The following is a 17824-nucleotide window of genomic DNA, read 5'->3' as shown; positions in this document are numbered from 1 at the left end:
TAAGGAGGAAAACATCATGGTTGAACTGATCGTAGGAAAGAAAGGCAAAGGCAAAACAAAAGTGCTCTTAGACAGAGTAAACGGTGCGGTGAAAGAAGCCAACGGAAGCATTGTTTACCTTGACAAGAGTACCAAACATATGTATGAGCTTAACAATAAGGTACGTCTTATCGACGTCTCCTCTTATCCATTGAAGAATGCAGATGAATTCGTAGGTTTCATCTGTGGTATTATTTCTCAGGATCATGATCTTGAGCAGATTTATCTGGACAGTTTCCTCAAGGTTTCCAAGTTGGAAGACGCTGATGTTACAGATACACTTGATCAGCTGGACAAGATCGGTGAGAAATATGGAATTTCAATAGTTGTAAGTATTTCGCTTGACAAAGAAGAGATTCCGGAAGCATTACAGGATAAGATTGCAGTAGCATTATAATCTCGGATAATATGATATTGCAGCTATAAACTCAGTAAAACCAAATTAGAGGTACATAAGGACATGACTCGACTGTGGGTCATGTCCTTTTTTGAGCTGCGCCTTAGAGCGTGTTTGAAAAATCATTCCTACAATCTGCACGCTCCACTTTGAGGGAGATTTTGCAGAAAGTTTTGAATTGATTTACAATAATAATATTATGTGAATTAAATGCGGTGATTACAACAATTGTACGTGTGAAGCAGATGTTAATCTTCACGCAGCTTTACAGCAGTGGCTGCCTGACGCCGTCTGGAATCGTCTAAGGCTGCATAATGCTTCTTGGTAGTATTCACGTCCTTATGGCCTAAAACGTCCGCTACAAGGTAAATATCGCCTGTTTCCTGGTAGAGGGCGGTGCCGTAGGTACTGCGGAGTTTATGAGGGGTGATTTTCTTGGTGGTGGTAACCTGGCGGGCATATTTTTTGACCAGGTTTTCAACGGCCTGGACACCAATTCGTTTGCGCTGGGTAGAGTAGAAGAGAGCGTGTTCGTGGCCTTCTACAGGAATAATGTTCTTGCGTACTTCCAGGTAGTTTTTCAGAGCTTTTTCTACTTCAGGACCGAAATATACAACCATTTCATTTCCACCTTTTCGAGTAACCTTGATTCCATTGTTTTTGAAATCTACGTCTTCTATGTCAAGACCTACACATTCAGAAACACGAACACCTGTTCCGAGCAGAAGAGTAACGAGAGCGAGGTCACGGTCTTTGTTTTTTTCATAATATACCTTTTTCTGACCGGTAAGGTCGTCCCCGCCGTGCTCAATATAATCCAGCAGCAAGGCAACTTCATCAGCTTCCAAGCGAATGATACTTTTCTGATGAATCTTTGGAACGTCCACAAGGACGGTAGGATTTGTGTGAATCATTTCACGTTTAAAATAATATGCATAAAAACTTCGCAATGAGGACATTTTTCGCTTCAGACCACGTTCGCCATTGGTTTCCGTTTTATCCCCGGCCTGGTAAACTTTCAGATATTCTTCATATTCTTCAAGATCAACAGCTGTGATCTGATCCAGGACATCCACTGTAAAGGCATCTATAGACCAGTCCCTGAAGGCTGGATTTTGTTCCAGAAGAAACTGGAAGAAAATGCGGATGTCATATGCATAGGAAATTCTGGTTTTAGTTGTGGTACGAGGTTCAATGGCACGAAAGAAATCCTTGCAAAATGGCGGCAAGGTTTTTAGAACATCACGAAGCCGCAAGGTATTTTCGACGTCAGTCTGTTCGTGGTAGGTGACTTTTTTATCCATGAAAGATTCTCCTTTAGAAGTAATAATGATACCAATCTATATGAAAAACTCGGGTTTGTCGTATAGATCTAGATGAGTGGTATAACGCCGAATCAGCCACTTCTTCTGGCTGTTTTCGGCGTTTTTCAAGGTTTCATTAAATGTTAAAATATAATTGGTTTCATTAAATGTTAAAATATAATTGATGGTTCGACTGCATTCATTATGCAGTCACAGACGATTCTGAACATCTGGCGCACCGGCTTCAATATAGCCTTGGCCGGTTTCGTTACAATTGCTGTTAATTTTACATGATCGATTCGTCCAGCATCACTGTAAACGGTCCATCGTTTTCCAGTGAAATTTTCATATCAGCGCCAAAAATACCATGCTGAACAACTGGAACAACTTTTGCAGCCTCCTTTAGCATGTATTCATAAAGTTCATTTGCCTGTTCTGGCGCACCGGCTTCAATAAAGCTTGGCCGGTTTCCTTTTTTGCAGTTGGCATATAATGTGAATTGCGAAACCATCAAAAGCTCCCCATTTACATCTGCCAGGGAAAGGTTTGTTTTGCCATTTTCATCTTCAAAAATTCGAAGTCCTAGCATTTTTTTCATATATTTGTCTGCAACTTCCCTGGTATCATTCTGACCTATGCCGACCAGTACAAGAAAGCCCTTCCCAATATTTCCGATAACTTCACCATCTACTTTTACGCTTGCATGATTTACACGTTGTATTAAAAGCCGCATGTTAATTTCCGTCCTTTTTACTGTTTTGATTCTGTCTGTACTCTTCTATCAATTGTCTGACTTTTTGATAAATTATCACAGAATATTTTTTTATAAGGGTCCAGATTGTAGTCAGAATTTTCTGGATCGTTTTTAACAAAGTAAGGGTAAATTTCAACATTGCAGTGCGTCTGGGCGTCTCCCTTTTCTTCGGCTCTTCTTCCGGGAAAAGAACGGGTTCATGTGTTTCCGGATCCAGACAGTCAATGTTGGTGTATTTTTGCTCCTCATTTGGAACCTGCTTATAAATCAGGCTGATATGGACTAGTCTGCCAAGTGCTGCGTAAAGTACTGCAAAAACAGGAACGCCAATAATCATACCTGGGATTCCAAAGATTCCACCGCCAATAAGGATGGCGACAATGACCAGAAAACTGGAAAGTCCTGTGGAATCACCAAGAATCTTCGGTCCAAGAATATTGCCGTCAAATTGCTGGAGAACAAGAATAAAAATTGCAAAATAAATAGCCTGCAGCGGATCCACCAACAAGATGAGAAAAATACTTGGGATTGCTCCGAGGTAAGGTCCAAAAAATGGAATTACGTTGGTTACACCAATGATCACACTGATCAAAAGTATATATGGCATATTCAAAAAGTTCATACCAATATAGCACAATACGCCAATGATGGCAGAATCCAAAATCTTACCACTGAAAAATCCGATAAAGGTTTTATTGGTAAAACGCATGGAATGGATGATAAAATTCGCATGCTGGGTATTAAAAATTGCGTAGGTGAGCATTTTTGCCTTGGCAATGAATCCCTCTTTATCTGCCATCAGGTACAGGGAAACGATAGCTCCGATGAGGAAATTCTTCAGAAAATTAATTAATTCAAACACACCCGCGGAAATATTTTTTAGCATTTCCTGCATCTGCGGAAGGATATTCGTGGTCAGGTAGTCCTGAGCTGTGGTGATGGACTGATTCAAAGTGTCCAGTGCATCACTGTTCAGATTCCATTTCTCAATGAAAGATTGCAGCCATTTCTGAATAACCTTCACATAGGCTGGAAAACTGTAGATCAGACCCATAATACTTCGGATCAGTTCCGGCAGAATCATCATAATAAGGGCATAAATAAGAGCAAGGAAGAGAAACATACATAAAATTACGCATGCCCACCGAATTGCCTTGCGCCCCTTCTTTCCTACTGATACTTCTTTCCTGGCAAGAAGCGGATAAATAATTTTTTTCTCCAGGAAATTTAATACAGGGGTCAGTAAAAAGGCGATCACGACACCATAAACAATAGGTGTGAGAATCCCCAGAAATGTCTGGATTCCTGTAATCAGTGTCTTCATATGGAAAACACCATAATAAAAGAGCATACTGGCTGCGATTACAAGGAAAGAAGTTACTCCCCAGCGAACATGTTGATTGTCCCAGCGTAATTTCATATTCTAATATCGTCCTCCTGAAACATGAATGCAAAATATGTGTTACTGCCTGCTGTTTGTACAGTAACCAATAAGTGTCTGCACTGTTATTTATTTAACAGCGATTTCCATCTATTATAACACAGTTTTGTCTCAATGTCTTATTAAAAAAATATAAAGTGGCGATGGCGTTTGAAAACAGGAATTGAGATGCAACAAATTACAAAAGGAGCTCTCTTTCGAGAACTCCTTATTTACACATGATTCTGTATATTATTTCTTAAGGTCATCAAAAATATGTATGGTATTGATAATCGCCTGGGCAGCACCTTCGATACCAAGCACACTGCTGTCAATGCTTAAGCTGTAGCCCGCTGCTGCACCCCATTTCTTATTGGTGTAGTAATTATAGTAGCTTGCACGGCTCTTATCTGTCTTGGTGATCATATCTTTGGCTTCTTTAGGTGTCTTATTGTATTTGCCTGCAATACGCTTGATCCTCCAGTCCAGATCAGCATGAACAAAAACACTGAAGCAGTTTTTATTATCTGCAAGAGCATAATCTGCACAACGCCCTACCATAACACAGGGACCTTCAGCAGCTAATTTCTTGATGGCTTCGAACTGTGCCAGGAAAACCTTGTGGTTCATAGGCATGTCTGTAAATCCAGCAGAAGAATATCCAAAAGAATAAGTATCCATTACAAGAGAATACAGGAAGCTGTTAGTTGGCCTCTCGTCATGATTCTCAAATAATTCCTTGCAAATACCGCTGTCGTTTGCAGCATGCTCCAGAAGCTCTTTGTCGTAACACTTGATTCCAAAATATCTGGCTACTTCCTGACCAATCTGCCTGCCGGCGCTTCCATATTCACGTCCGATGGTAATAATTGAACTTGTTGTATTGTTCATATCTGCCACTCCCTTCTGCAATTCCTTTGTTACTGTTCACTTCGTGACTGGCAATTCATAGGAATTTTGTAAGATTATTATACACTACATCAGGGTAAACTGACAACTATTTTCTTAATTTTTCTAACAAATCGAGAAAATATTCTGGCAAAGGTGCAGAAAACTCCATATACTCTCCTGTTCTTGGGTGAACAAAGCCCAAAACCATGGCATGAAGAGTCTGTCCCTGAAGATGATAGGGATTTTTGCCTGAGCCATAGATCTCGTCGCCAAGAAGAGGATGTCCAAGGCTGGTCATATGTACACGGATCTGATGGGTACGACCGGTTTCAAGGCGGCACTCGATATAAGTCGCATTCCCGAAACGTTCCAGGACTTTATAATGGGTGACAGCGTCTTTTCCATTTTTGTAGTTGATCGCCATTTTTTTCCGGTCAATTGGGTGACGACCGATCGGGCCTTCTACAGTACCTTCATCTTCCTTAAGATTACCTGCCACAATAGCCCGGTAACGCCGCTTGATGGTATGCGCTTTCAGTTGCTGGGCCAGATCACGGTGAGCCGTGTCATTCTTGCATACAAGAAGAGCTCCTGTAGTGTCCTTATCAATACGGTGGACGATTCCCGGGCGCATAACACCGTTAATACCGGATAGATTGCCCTGACAGTGGTACATAATAGCATTTACCAAAGTTCCGCTGGTGTGGCCGTTTGCAGGATGGACTACCATTCCTTTGGGCTTATTTATCACCAGTACATCATCATCTTCGTATAAAATGTCCAAAGGGATATTTTCCGGAAGAATATCCGGTTCAGTCAGATCAGGCAGGGTTGTCTGAACCAGATCCCCTGCCTGTATTTTGTAGTTTGCTTTTACTGCTTTCCCATTGACGGTAACACCTTGTTCTTTCAGAAGCTTCTGAAGATAAGAACGGGAAAGTTCCTCATATTTATCGGAAAGACAGCGGTCTATGCGCACTCCTGCTTCATCTTCGGTTGCTGTAAATTCCAATTGCTCCATGTATCAGTAAAACTCCTCTCTCAATTACGCGGTATATGAAAAATCAGACAAATCAATTTACCTGGCAGATCTGTTCCCCGGTTTCAGAAAGTCAAAATCATTTTCTTCTTTATAACGGAAAAACATAAGAAATACCATCACTGTGATCCCACAGGTCACGTAAATATCTGCCACATTAAACGTGGGAAAATCAATCAGGGAAAAATAAATAAAATCTACCACATATCCACGGAAAACACGGTCTATAAAATTCCCCATTGCTCCAGCGAACACAATTGCCGCTGTATAAAGCAGTGGTCTGTAATAAACAGTTGCAGGTGTTTTTATAAAAAGATATATAATAGCCATAAAAAACACAATACAGATAAGCACCAGAAAAAGGATCTTATTCTGGAGAAGGCCAAATGCCATGCCTCTGTTTTCAAGGTAACGAAGGTTTAACACACTATCAATAAGAGTAATCCCGGAGGTTCCTCTCAGATACCTGATTGCAAAATACTTTGTTCCCTGATCCAGAAGCACCAGAAAAAGGATAAGCAGAATTCCTTTTAATTTAGGTGCTTTTAGTGGAAGGTCATTGTAGTCTGAAGCTGTTTTATTTTCCATGATAGATTACCTGCAGATGGCGTGAATTCCCACAAGAAGCTCCTGATCCGTAACTGTCTTGTCAATAAAAGTCTTTCCAAGACCATCCATAAGAATAAATTTAATCTGTCCCTGTTCCATTTTTTTGTCCTTTTTGGTAGCTGCAAGAATGTCCATGGGAGAAAGTCCTTCCACATACAAAGGCAGGTTGTAAAGCTCAAGGCTATGGCAGATCTGCTCGTATTCACCATTTGTGAGGAGACCTCTTTCCCTGGAAATGGCAGCTGCGGCAACTAGTCCGATTCCCACACACTGACCATGGAGAAGGTTAAAGTTCATCAGCTTCTCGACTGCATGTCCTATGGTGTGGCCAAGATTAAGAAGAGCGCGCTCGCCCTGCTCCTTGGGATCCCGTTCTACAACCCCGGCTTTGATGGCACAGCATTTTCGGATCATAACGGCAAGCATTTCTGGATCCATAGTGCGGATGACCTTGTAATTTGCGCATACAAAGTCGAAAAAGCCTTTATCGCAAATTAGTCCGGTCTTTAGGATTTCACCCATTCCACAGCCAAATTCGCGCTCAGGGAGGGATTGCAAGGTGGCCATATTCATATAAACCAGGCGGGGCTGATGAAAAGCGCCTACCATATTTTTAAACTGTCTGAAATCAACGCCGGTCTTACCGCCTACGCTGCTGTCAACCTGTGCCAGAAGCGTGGTAGGAATCTGGATAAAATCAATTCCGCGAAGATAGGCTGCAGCACCGAAGCCGGATAAGTCTCCTGTTACTCCGCCTCCAAGAGCAACCACCAGACTTTTGCGGTCAAGCCCATTCTCAATAAGGCACTGGAAAAGATCCTGTACGGTATCAAGATTCTTGTGTGCTTCTCCTGCGGGGAAAGTGAACTGGCATACATGATCGGATACTTTCAAAAGCTCTGCTTTCACCTGGTCTGCATAGAGAGGTGCTACTGTGGAATCTGAAACAATACACATGCTTTTCCCTGCAAGACCTTCGTCTGTTAGGGCCTGTGAAAGAAAAGAAAAGTCATTTTCAAAATAAATGGGATAACAGAACTCCCCGTCACGTTTTACAAGTAATTTTTCTTCTGCCATAGTTAAATCCTCTCCAAATGTATTATTGTTTATACGTATTTTCGAATGCGGACACCAAGGCGTCCTTTCTTTGTCTGTCTGGATACACCATCATAGATAAAGCGTCCTTTGCTGCGAATGGAAATAATATCGCCTTCTTTTGGCTCATATCCATTGGAGGTGATCAGTTTGCCGTTTACAAACACAAGACCGCTTTCAATAAAAGAAACCATGCTGCTTCTGGACGTCTGAAAAGCCAGCCCGATGAGAGCATCCAGCCTTACAGAAGCGCAGGTACCATTTATCATTTCAAATTCAGGTTCCGGAATCTCTTCTGCCTGCTCTACTCTGGAAACCAGCACGGTAGTATGTTTTACCCGAATAAGATTTTCGATAAAAAAGTCAGACATTTTATGAAGGCAGAAAAACCAGGCTTCTTTATCCTTGATGAGGATATCACCAACTACACTGCGGTCAACTCCAAGATTCAGGAGCGCTCCAAGATAATCTCTATGTCCAAGCTCCTCAGAAAAACGAAGAGCCTTGGGCTCTATTTTCAGGCAGTCAATAGGATAATCCCAGGTAAAACCAAGGCCTCCGGGGAAAAAAGCTGCCATCTGTCGTTCTGCATGCTCATAGCCACCGAAAAGCTTTACCTCTACGCCCATCTGATGAAGCTTAAGGGAAGCAAGCATATTTTGTTCGTTTAAGTTAAGAAAATCCGTAAAGGTGACAATATCTCTCTGGTAAGAGAGATTTGCCAGCTCCCGGATTCTCTTAAGTAAAAATTCATCCTTATCCATAAAAATCAATAACCGGCTCTTACAGAAGGTGTAGCGCCGCCAAGAATATTCTGAAGATCACCAGTGATATCTACAGAAGAGGGACCAAGTACGAAGATGTAGCTGGAAATCTTCTGAAGGGAACCATTCAGGGAATAACATGCGCCAGATGCAAAATCAATAATACGCTGTGCAAGTTCTACATCAATACCCTCCAGATTCAGAATTACAGTTGCATTGTCAAGAAGTGTGTCTGCAATCTCCCGGGTGTCCTCCATGGAAGCTGGTTTGATCACACAAACCTCCATAGAAGAAGCCTGATTCGCACGACGGCTGCTTCTCATCGGAGTGATTTTGGAAGAAGCTACAGGGCGCTGCTTCTCAGCTGGCTGTTTCACAGGAGCCTTGGCAGCAGTCTTTGGTGCTGCTGTATGTACAGGTTCTTCGTCAAAGGAAGTATCTTCGTCGGCCAAATCATCCTCTTTCTTACGACCGAATTTCTCGAAGAATTTCTTCTTAGGCTTGTCATCCATGGGATCGTCATCCAAGAAATCCCCCTCGTCATCATCCATCAGATCCTCATCTAAATAATTATCTTCATCATAATCGTCATCATTCAGTTTAATAGAATCTAATAATTTATCAAAAACGCTCATTTTCAATCTCCAATCTTAATCTTCTTGCCGTGTGGCATAATTTCGTTCACCAAAAATACCGGTTCCCACACGTACCATGGTTGAGCCTTCCTGGACAGCAACCTGATAATCTCCGGTCATACCCATACTCAGAACACTCATGTTAACATTATTAATGTTTTTTGCACTAATGTCAACACTTAATTTCTTCAATGTGCGAAAAACTTCACGATTTTCTTCTGGATTTTTCACAAATGGGGCAATGGTCATAAGTCCCATTACTTTTATATGAGAAAATATGCTGATTTTCTCAAGAAGAGGAAGCACTTCATTCGTCGTTAATCCGAATTTGCTTTCTTCCTCTGCTACATTAACTTCCAGCAGAATTGGCATAACAAGATCTTTCTTTGCAGCTTCCTGCTCGATGGTCTGGGCAAGGCGAAGGGAATCTACAGAGTGGATCATGGCAACCTTGTCAATAATATATTTTACTTTATTGCGCTGCAGATGACCGATCATGTGCCACTGGATATCTGATGGCAGCTGGTCATATTTATCCATGATCTCCTGGACTTTATTTTCTCCAAAAACACGCGCACCGGCATCATACGCTTCCTGAAGCATGGAGACCGGTTTGGTCTTGCTTACTGCCACCAGTGTGACTTCACCTGGGTCACGGGAAACAGCAGCACAGGCTTTTTCAATATTTGCATTTACCTGCTGTAAATTTTCAGCTAACATTTATAAGCCTCCTTAAAAATAGTATATGTTAAACTTAGTAGAGAATATCCTGTTCTTTTACCTGGGAGGAGTCTCTGGCAATACGGTCATAACGGGAAAGTCCGTAGGATGTATTACTGGAAATAATGGCATATTCTTCATTCTGATCCAGTATGTCTACCTGACGGAATACCGCATACCCCTGATTGATGCAGTAAACGCCTTCCAGAGAATCTGTTTCCCCTACAATAAAGCGCTGGTTGGAGTCATCTTTTACAATAGCATCTCCTTCCTTAAAAGCGCTTCTATCCACGTAATAATTGTAAGCTTCATCAGCAGAATCATCATCTGATTCAATTTTAACTTTACCGTAGATTGTAGCATTGATAAAGGTTCTTACGTTATTTCCGCTGGAATCTTTGGAAATCTTGTTAAAGCCTACACTTCCGCTGTCAGGATCAGTTGTGGCATATTCTGCCGGAATCACGTAAAAATCCTTGGATTCAATAGCGGAAAGGGGAATCTTAAGACCGGTTACTGTATTGGTAACCAGTTCAATATCCAGAAAACGGTCAGATGCATAGCGGATCAGACCGCGGCTGAAGTCGATTTTTCCATATTTGTCACCATCGATTTTTATGATGGAAAAATCGCCGCTCTGTGTCATATCATCCTTGAGAAATTTCACACGAATGGTGGAACGTCCCTCCAGCTTGGCGGCCTGTTTGTCGCTTAGTGGAATGATCAGGCTCCATAATTCGCTGGTAATATTTGTATAAATGTTATCTCCGGCCTGCACCTTTTCGGATGTCTTCAGATCCGTTTCATGGTAAGAAGTCTGGTCAAAATCTTCTGCTGTAATGTTTTCCACAGTCTTATTCTCATAGCCGTCCATAGAATAGAGGATAATGCCGTCTTCCTGGGCTTTACAGATATTCTGTCCGCCGATGGTCACTACTTGTGAATCTGCATTCCCGTCAGTGGAAATTCCCTCATACTGAAGGATGCTTCCCTCCAGCTGGTTCTTAAAACTGTAAGTGTTGTTAAATTTACTTCCGGAAAATCCTTTGGAAAAGCTGAGCATAGAACTGCGGATCTTCTCCAGTTCATCAGCAGTCAATGCAGACTTGGTTTCTGCAATTTTTCCGGAACTTAATCCGTAAACAGCACCGTTGGCATTGATCTTACTTCCCTCCCGGGCATAATAATTCACATAACCGGAGGATTCTGCCTTAAAAACACTCTCTTCCCGAAGAGAAATACCAGTGTAGGTCTCGTTTCGCGACAAAGGACCTGTGGTAACCTGGTAAGATTCGATATGTGTGGAGGTTACAAGTAAAAATGCAGTAAAAATCATATATAATAACAATATACCAAAAGCAACGGTGGCAATATTCAGTCCGAATATGTTCTTTAACTGGACAAAAAGTCCTGCCGTTTTGCCAGGCTTGTTAGATTTCTTCTCGGACAAGCGGATTCCCCCTTTGTTTTTGAGTCGGGCTCTGAATTTTCATACCAAACAATTGTACCATTTTTTGCCGGTGAACACAAGGAAAAGAAAACGAAAAGTGTGTGAACAAAGCTGGAAGCTGTGAACAGCCTGCATATCAAAAAACGAACATATTTTCAGAATATCTGTTTGCTTAATTAAGAAAAATATGATATGATAAGAAAAAGTTGAATGAATTTCGGAGGAAAACTCTTATGACATATGGTAAAATCAGCAAAAAACAGCAGGAAATTTTAGAATATATTAAAAGTGAGATTCTGAACCGCGGATTCCCGCCAGCAGTTCGTGAGATTTGTGAAGCTGTAAATCTGAAGTCTACATCATCTGTTCATGCCCATCTGGAAGCTCTTGAGAAGAACGGATACATCCGCCGCGACGCCACGAAGCCGAGAGCTATAGAGATCATAGATGACAATTTCAATCTTGTCCGCCGTGAAGTGGTCAATGTTCCGATTGTAGGCACCGTAGCCGCCGGACAGCCTATTCTGGCTGTAGAGAATGTAGATGGCTATTTTCCCATCCCGGCAGAATTTATGCCCAATGAACAGAGCTTCATGCTGAAGGTAAAAGGCGACAGCATGATCAATGTAGGAATCTTTGATGGTGATCAGGTCCTGGTAAAGCAGCAGCCTACTGCCGATAATGGCGACATTGTAGTTGCCCTGGTAGAGGACTCTGCCACAGTGAAGACCTTCTATAAGGAGAAGGGCTACTACCGCCTTCAGCCAGAGAATGACACCATGGATCCCATTATCATTACAGGAGAAATCCAGATTCTGGGTAAAGTATTTGGTGTCATGCGTTTCTACCAATAGTCATAAAAAATTTCCCCTTTAGCAAACAATTGCTGTTTCCAGACAATTTGTTTGCTAAAGGGGACTTTTTATTTCTCTAAGAACTCATCCATCTCCAAAACCTTTCCATCTCTCCAGATTCTCTCCAGATCATAGAAAAGTCTGTTCTCCTCATCAAACACATGCACGATCACATCGCCGTAATCCATGAGAATCCAGCTGGAATTGCGGTTTCCCTCGATCTGCTTCGCCTCAAAGCCAGCGCGTCCAAGCTGCTCCTCCACATTATCGACGATCGCCTGAACCTGATTGGAGTTTGTACCGCTTGCGATTACGAAATAATCTGCAATTACAGAAACATTATGAATATCAATTACCTTGATATCCTGTCCCTTTTTATCATCAATTGCCTTGCAGGCAATCTGTGCCATCATTTTCTCTGTACTTACTGTACTCATTCTGATCTGCTCCTTTCTTAATAATGCCTATACTGACCCAATATTATTTCAAATTCCTGCGCAAACAAATGTCTTTAAACGTGACAAAATATTCGCCAGTATATGCGGAGTATTAATTATCAGATACGTTATTACGCTTATTATGCAATTCTTTATAATAAATATAAGCCTCCTTGGAAGTTGGCTCAATATCATCGGCAGAATCTTCTTCCAGATACTCCAGGGTATCTTTCAGGATCTCATACATACACTCATCCAGGTCTTCAAACGCAAGTTTGCGAATTTCCGGTAAACGGCTTGCTTTATAACGCATGGGCTCAATATAATCTGCAATATAAATAATCTTTTCAAGAAGACTCATTTCACGTCTGCCAGTTGTGTGATAATTGATGGCAGAAAGAATCTCCTGATCGTCAATCCCATATTTCTCGTGAGCAATATAAGCTCCAAGACGGGAGTGGAGAAGAAACGGGTGACTTCTCTCAAAATCGGAAACCGGAATATTGTGTTCGCTGCACATCTTCAGTTTTTTCTTATTGGGAATGCATTTGGCGCAATCGTGAAGAAGACCGGACACCTGTGCATCTTTGATATCATATCCATGGACCATAGCCAGACATGCGCTGGTGTACATAACGCCCATGGTATGCTGGAAACGATCCTCATCCAGGTATTTGGAAAGTTTTTTTTCAATTTTTGCAAAATCGTAATCTGCCATGGTCAGACTTCCTTCTTTCTGTAAATTCCATTCTCTTTCATGTAAGAAATCACCTTATCCGGGACGTAATATTTCAGACTTTTTTCTTCTGAAATCCACTGACGGATCTGATGACTGGACACATCAATATTCATAGTATCCAAAAGGGCAAAATTTCCGTTGTACCTTGCAGAAAGACGCTGGATTTCCCGATTCAGTTCAGCGTAGGACGCATGATCCCGGACAGCCACCACAAGAGTACAGGCCCGACAGATCCGCTCTGGTTCCATCCATTCGTCAAAAGCAAAAAGAGAATCTGCACCAATGATAAAATAATAGTCTGTGTCCGGATTGTATTCTTTTAGCTCTTCCAGAGTGCGATAGGTATAGGTATACCCGGTCTCGTGCATTTCTGCAAGAGACAACTCAAAATGGGGATTATCTTCAATTGCAAGCCGGACCATATCCACACGCTGGTTATCAGAGGCTCTGCCAGCACGGTCCCGTTTATGAGGCGGGTTGCCGGAAGGCATAAACAGAACCTTATCCAGCTGGAATTGCTCATAGCTCTGCTCACCCAGGATCAGATGTCCCATATGGATGGGATCAAAGGTACCGCCCATGATCCCGATTTTTTTTCGATTATTTTGGCAGTTCAATTTTCTTTTTCTCTTTTTTACCTTCGCGGTATAATACGATCTTCTTACCGATCACCTGTACAACCTGGGAATGGGTGCGCTCTGCAAGAACCTGTGCCATTTCCTTAGGATCCTCCAGACAGTTCTGAAGCACACTGATTTTAATCAGCTCTCTCGCTGCAAGTGCTTCGTCAACAGCCTTGGTGTTCTCCGGTGTAAGACCGCCCTTGCCAAGCTGGATAATGGCATCCATTTTCATTGCCAGACTTTTTAAATATGCTCTTTGCTTACTTGTCATAATTTATCTCCTGAATACCTGCTGAATAGCTGCTATTTATTTATAATAATCAAATTCAAATCCATACATACGAACCGTATCACCCTCCTGAATACCGGCGTTTTCCAGTTCATCCAGAATGCCGCCCTCTTTCAGGAAACGCTGGAAAAAGGCGAAGCCTTTCTCAGAATCCAGATTGGTATAACCAAGCATTTTCTCGATACGTGGTCCTTCTACGATAAATACAGAGGGATCTTCCTCATCAACCTGTACGGTAAATGGAAGGCTCTCATTGATCAGCATATCTTCCGGGAAGAATTCCTGCTCGAATACGATTGCTTTCTTCGGACAACTGTCCAGAAGTTCCTTGATATGGAAAAGAAGCTCGCGTACACCCTGTCCGGTAACTGCAGAAATGGGATATACTTTGATACCTTTTGGTTCAAATTCTTTGCGAAGTCTGTCTACAGGATTCTCCTGACCGTCGTCAAAAATACAGTCCACTTTATTGGCTGCAATTACCTGAGGACGCTTTGCAATTTCCGGATTGTATTTCTCCAGTTCTTTGGTAATCTTATAAATATCATCAATAGGATCTCGTCCCTCTGTGGAAGCTGCATCCACAATGTGCACCAGAACTCTGGTACGCTCAATATGGCGAAGGAACTCATGACCAAGACCGACTCCTTCAGAAGCACCTTCGATCAGTCCAGGGATATCTGCGATGATAAAACCGCCATTCTCAGTATCTACAACACCAAGGTTCGGGCTTAAGGTTGTGAAATGATAGTTGGCAATTTTCGGTTTCGCATTTGTAACACGTGAGAGAAATGTAGATTTACCAACATTAGGAAAACCTACCAGTCCTACATCTGCGATCACCTTTAGCTCCAGAAGCACTTCAAGCTCCTGAAAAGGCTGTCCAGGCTGGGCATATTTGGGAACCTGCATGGTAGGGGTTGCATAATGCTGATTTCCCTTACCGCCGCGTCCACCGCGCAGAACGATCTGACGACGATTGTCACCGGACATGTCTGCAATTACCTTACGGGATTCAGCCTCCATGATAACAGTACCTTCCGGTACCTTTAATATAATGTCGGCACCGTCGGCACCGTGGCAGCGCTTTTTGCCGCCCTCCTGACCGTCTTCTGCCTTATATTTTCTTTTATGACGGTAATCACCGAGGGTATTCTGTCCCTCGTCAACTTCAAAAATGACGTCTCCGCCCTTGCCGCCGTCGCCGCCATCCGGACCGCCGTCAGGTACATATTTTTCCCTGCGGAAGCTTACATGGCCGTCGCCGCCCTTACCGGAACGGATATATATGGTAGCTCTGTCTGCGAACATTAAATCTCCTTTATAAGAAAAGGCTCCAAACCTTTATAGATTTGAAGCCTCCTGCTCTACGAATTACTCTGCCTCTACTGGTACGATAGAAACCTGTTTCTTATCGCGGCCTTTTCTGGTGAATCTTACAACACCATCGGTCAGTGCAAATAATGTATAGTCTTTTCCGCATCCTACGTTCTCGCCTGCATGGATCTTAGTTCCGCGCTGTCTGTAAAGGATGTTGCCGGCTTTAACAAACTGTCCGTCTGCTCTCTTCGCACCTAATCTCTTGGACTCGGAATCACGACCGTTCTTTGTGGAACCAACTCCTTTTTTATGTGCGAATAACTGAAGGTTCATCTTCATCATTGTTGTTACACCTCCTTGACTCTTACTGTCAAATATCGATTGTTATAACTATGCTCAATTTCTGTTAATCCAAGAATCAGGGAATCCATAAGCAGTTTCCCACGCTCAGTATTCGGATTTGTTTTAAAATGGATGGATACATATCCCTCATCCGCTTCCGCTTCAATCTGCTCTTCCGTAAATTCCTCAAGAGAATTCACGGTAGTAATGATCAAGGCTGATACGGCAGCACATACAATATCCTGTCCCTCTTCGGCATAGCCTGCATGTCCTTTGGACAGAAAATCCAGATAAGAGCCTTTTCTCTTCTTAACTGTAATATTGATCATAACAGCACCTGATTAAGCGTTGATCTTTTCGATTTTAACTTTGGTGTACTGCTGTCTGTGACCGTTTTTCTTGTGATATCCAGTTTTTCTCTTGTACTTGTAAACGATGACTTTTTTAGCCTTTCCGTTCTCAACTACAGAAGCGGTAACACTGGCATCCTTAACGTCTTCTCCAACCTTTAATCCGTCATTGCTAACTGCAATTACAGAATCAAAAGTAACGGTTTCACCAGCTTCAACTCCGAGCTTCTCAACTCTGATTACGTCGCCTTCAGCAACTTTGTACTGTTTACCACCTGTTGCAATAATTGCGTACATTTGTGGCACCTCCTATAGACTTTACTCGCCAAATATGGTGGTCTCTCGACTCTTAAACCTCTTTGTGCGGCATACTCGATTATAATAACAGGGAGATTTGGTTTCGTCAAGAGGTTTTGCGAAAAAAATTGTAAAAAAATAAAAATGAAAATCCATATTTCGGGTTTGCTGCTTATAATAATTTCGAAAATACGAAAAAGAAATTTCTTATAGTTTTACTTAGAGAGTGTTTGAAAAATCTCCTGACTTTATCTGCCTGATCTCCTCTATTACCGGTTTTCTGACTTTCTTTCGTGTCATCTCCAGAATGTGAAGCGGTGTAATATCTATGGCTTTACATTTCACCGGATCCTTCCTCAGATATTTCTGCAATACATGAAAAAGCTCGTTGTTATGATCTGGGTTTGTCATATTGATAAAATCAATAAGAATAATTCCGGACAGGTTGCGAAGCCGCAGTTGTCGTGAAATTTCCTTAGCTGCTTCCAGATTGATTTTGCGATAGGTTTCTTCGGCTTTTTTCTTTCCGGTAAATTTCCCGCTGTTTACATCGATGGAGACAAAGGCTTCTGTCTGCTGGATCACAATAAACCCGCCGCTGTTCAGCCAGATTTTTTCCTTTTGAACCTCATCCAGCGCGTTTTCCATGCGGGAAAGCTTGTATAACGGAAGAAGCTTGTCCTGATAAAAACGGGCTTTGCTTTCTTCCTCCGGACTTGTTTCTTTCAAATAAGAAGTGATCTGCTGAAAAATTTCAGGATCATCTGTTACAATGTCTGTGAGATTTTCGCTGTAAATATCACGGAGAGTGGTAAGGTAAACCGGTTCTGTTTCGTAGAGAAGGCTGAAACAGTTGCGGCTTTTGCCGTTGACAGCAACTTTTTCATACAGTGATTTCAGATAAGAAAGTTCCTGAAGGATTTCAGCCTTTTCAGCCTGGGCTGCGTTGGTGCGGACAATCAGGCCATATTCCTTATCCGGACGTGCAGCCTCTGCTTCCAGCCAGCCGGATAAAGTGTGGCGTTCTGAACCAGAGAGCTTACCGGATAGTCCGAACTTTTTTTCTCCTGTGGTGAGCACCAGATACTTACCGGTAAAATTTAAGTTTGCAGTCAGTGCGGGCAGCTTGCCCTTCATGGCATCACGGCTTACCTGCACCAGAATCTGGTCACCCGGACGCAAGGGACTGCCAAGTGCTTTCCCGGAGGCATAGATAACCTGCTCTGCTTCCTGAAGAGGAAAATAACCGCGTACTCCAGGTGCAATAAGAACAAATGCTGCCTGGATATTAGAAGCAATATTTTCCACCTGTCCTACATAAATATTTCCGAGAATGGACTGTCGGGCGGCTGCCTCCAGGCGAAGCTCCATAATCTGACCTTCTTCCTCGATTGCACAGGCATGACATTTGTTACCGCAAAGTTCCATGGTTGTTAGAATTAATTTCGTCACTTGA

General features: G+C 42.4%; 22 protein-coding genes. 2 read left to right on the top strand and 20 right to left on the bottom strand.

Features of this window, described 5'->3' with window-relative positions; genetic code table 11:
- Window positions 1–16 precede the first annotated feature (16 nt).
- Window positions 17–436 carry a twitching motility protein PilT gene (locus tag I2D69_RS09960; RefSeq protein WP_118580215.1) on the top strand — a complete coding sequence of 140 codons (420 nt, stop codon included), beginning with the start codon at window positions 17–19 and terminating at the stop codon, window positions 434–436.
- 248 nt (window positions 437–684) lie between these two features.
- Here I2D69_RS09960 and I2D69_RS09955 read toward each other — a convergent pair whose 3' ends face one another.
- The 11 genes from I2D69_RS09955 to I2D69_RS09905 form a co-directional block, all read right to left on the bottom strand.
- Entirely contained in the window at window positions 685–1740 is a 1056-nt protein-coding gene (locus I2D69_RS09955) for a tyrosine-type recombinase/integrase (RefSeq protein WP_148463018.1), read from the bottom strand.
- Window positions 1741–2026: 286 nt separating this feature from the next.
- Window positions 2027–2473 carry a D-aminoacyl-tRNA deacylase gene (gene dtd, locus I2D69_RS09950; protein ID WP_173735557.1) on the bottom strand — a complete coding sequence of 149 codons (447 nt, stop codon included), beginning with the start codon at window positions 2471–2473 and terminating at the stop codon, window positions 2027–2029.
- A 1-nt stretch (window position 2474) separates the two neighbouring features.
- Window positions 2475–3914, bottom strand: a complete 1440-nt coding sequence (locus I2D69_RS09945; protein WP_173735556.1) for an AI-2E family transporter — start codon at window positions 3912–3914, stop codon at window positions 2475–2477.
- A gap of 252 nt (window positions 3915–4166) precedes the next feature.
- Window positions 4167–4805, bottom strand: a complete 639-nt coding sequence (locus I2D69_RS09940; protein WP_173718924.1) for a cytidylate kinase-like family protein — start codon at window positions 4803–4805, stop codon at window positions 4167–4169.
- Window positions 4806–4911: 106 nt separating this feature from the next.
- On the bottom strand, window positions 4912–5826 hold the full coding sequence (locus tag I2D69_RS09935; protein WP_195379842.1) for an RluA family pseudouridine synthase: 915 nt from the start codon (window positions 5824–5826) through the stop codon (window positions 4912–4914).
- 57 nt (window positions 5827–5883) lie between these two features.
- Window positions 5884–6432 carry a signal peptidase II gene (gene lspA, locus I2D69_RS09930; protein WP_195379841.1) on the bottom strand — a complete coding sequence of 183 codons (549 nt, stop codon included), beginning with the start codon at window positions 6430–6432 and terminating at the stop codon, window positions 5884–5886.
- 6 nt (window positions 6433–6438) lie between these two features.
- Window positions 6439–7530 carry a 3-dehydroquinate synthase gene (gene aroB, locus I2D69_RS09925; protein WP_173718927.1) on the bottom strand — a complete coding sequence of 364 codons (1092 nt, stop codon included), beginning with the start codon at window positions 7528–7530 and terminating at the stop codon, window positions 6439–6441.
- A gap of 29 nt (window positions 7531–7559) precedes the next feature.
- The gene (locus I2D69_RS09920; protein ID WP_195379853.1) at window positions 7560–8312 is read right to left on the bottom strand and encodes a YlmH/Sll1252 family protein; all 753 of its coding nucleotides are present in this window, start codon (window positions 8310–8312) and stop codon (window positions 7560–7562) included.
- A 5-nt stretch (window positions 8313–8317) separates the two neighbouring features.
- Window positions 8318–8947 (bottom strand): cell division protein SepF, encoded by a 630-nt coding sequence (locus I2D69_RS09915; RefSeq protein ID WP_195379840.1) that lies wholly within the window; start codon window positions 8945–8947, stop codon window positions 8318–8320.
- Window positions 8948–8962: 15 nt separating this feature from the next.
- Window positions 8963–9667 carry a YggS family pyridoxal phosphate-dependent enzyme gene (locus I2D69_RS09910; RefSeq protein WP_173718929.1) on the bottom strand — a complete coding sequence of 235 codons (705 nt, stop codon included), beginning with the start codon at window positions 9665–9667 and terminating at the stop codon, window positions 8963–8965.
- A 34-nt stretch (window positions 9668–9701) separates the two neighbouring features.
- The gene (locus I2D69_RS09905; RefSeq protein ID WP_243243794.1) at window positions 9702–11117 is read right to left on the bottom strand and encodes an HlyD family efflux transporter periplasmic adaptor subunit; all 1416 of its coding nucleotides are present in this window, start codon (window positions 11115–11117) and stop codon (window positions 9702–9704) included.
- A 233-nt stretch (window positions 11118–11350) separates the two neighbouring features.
- Between I2D69_RS09905 and lexA the strand changes: the two genes are divergently transcribed.
- Complete coding sequence (gene lexA / locus I2D69_RS09900) at window positions 11351–11971, top strand: transcriptional repressor LexA (protein ID WP_195379839.1); 621 nt, start codon at window positions 11351–11353, stop codon at window positions 11969–11971.
- A 68-nt stretch (window positions 11972–12039) separates the two neighbouring features.
- On the opposite strand, the gene rsfS is transcribed toward lexA, so the two are convergent.
- The 9 genes from rsfS to I2D69_RS09855 all read right to left on the bottom strand — a co-directional run bounded on the left by rsfS (window position 12040) and on the right by I2D69_RS09855 (window position 17820).
- A complete protein-coding gene (gene rsfS / locus I2D69_RS09895) occupies window positions 12040–12408 on the bottom strand; it encodes a ribosome silencing factor (protein ID WP_173718931.1) in 369 nt (122 codons plus the stop codon).
- Between the two features lie 112 nt (window positions 12409–12520).
- On the bottom strand, window positions 12521–13126 hold the full coding sequence (gene yqeK, locus I2D69_RS09890; protein ID WP_118580182.1) for a bis(5'-nucleosyl)-tetraphosphatase (symmetrical) YqeK: 606 nt from the start codon (window positions 13124–13126) through the stop codon (window positions 12521–12523).
- A 2-nt stretch (window positions 13127–13128) separates the two neighbouring features.
- A complete protein-coding gene (gene nadD / locus I2D69_RS09885; RefSeq protein ID WP_226815140.1) occupies window positions 13129–13764 on the bottom strand; it encodes a nicotinate-nucleotide adenylyltransferase in 636 nt (211 codons plus the stop codon).
- Window positions 13748–14041, bottom strand: coding sequence for a ribosome assembly RNA-binding protein YhbY (gene yhbY, locus I2D69_RS09880; protein ID WP_118580179.1), 294 nt, complete (start codon window positions 14039–14041; stop codon window positions 13748–13750). Before yhbY ends, nadD begins: the two co-directional genes overlap by 17 nt.
- A gap of 36 nt (window positions 14042–14077) precedes the next feature.
- Entirely contained in the window at window positions 14078–15370 is a 1293-nt protein-coding gene (gene obgE / locus I2D69_RS09875) for a GTPase ObgE (RefSeq protein ID WP_118580176.1), read from the bottom strand.
- A 63-nt stretch (window positions 15371–15433) separates the two neighbouring features.
- Window positions 15434–15721, bottom strand: coding sequence for a 50S ribosomal protein L27 (gene rpmA, locus I2D69_RS09870; RefSeq protein WP_015542711.1), 288 nt, complete (start codon window positions 15719–15721; stop codon window positions 15434–15436).
- A gap of 5 nt (window positions 15722–15726) precedes the next feature.
- The gene (locus I2D69_RS09865; RefSeq protein WP_148463023.1) at window positions 15727–16050 is read right to left on the bottom strand and encodes a ribosomal-processing cysteine protease Prp; all 324 of its coding nucleotides are present in this window, start codon (window positions 16048–16050) and stop codon (window positions 15727–15729) included.
- Between the two features lie 12 nt (window positions 16051–16062).
- The gene (gene rplU, locus I2D69_RS09860) at window positions 16063–16368 is read right to left on the bottom strand and encodes a 50S ribosomal protein L21 (RefSeq protein ID WP_118580170.1); all 306 of its coding nucleotides are present in this window, start codon (window positions 16366–16368) and stop codon (window positions 16063–16065) included.
- 219 nt (window positions 16369–16587) lie between these two features.
- Complete coding sequence (locus I2D69_RS09855; protein WP_313718403.1) at window positions 16588–17820, bottom strand: ribonuclease E/G; 1233 nt, start codon at window positions 17818–17820, stop codon at window positions 16588–16590.
- Window positions 17821–17824: the final 4 nt, after the last annotated feature.

This window comes from Ruminococcus sp. D54t1_190329_F1, assembly GCF_015551645.1.
Classification (GTDB): Bacteria; Bacillota; Clostridia; order Lachnospirales; family Lachnospiraceae; genus Blautia_A; species Blautia_A faecis.
The sequence above is the reverse complement of the archived record's forward strand: the minus strand, read 5'-3'. Positions and strand labels throughout refer to the sequence as shown.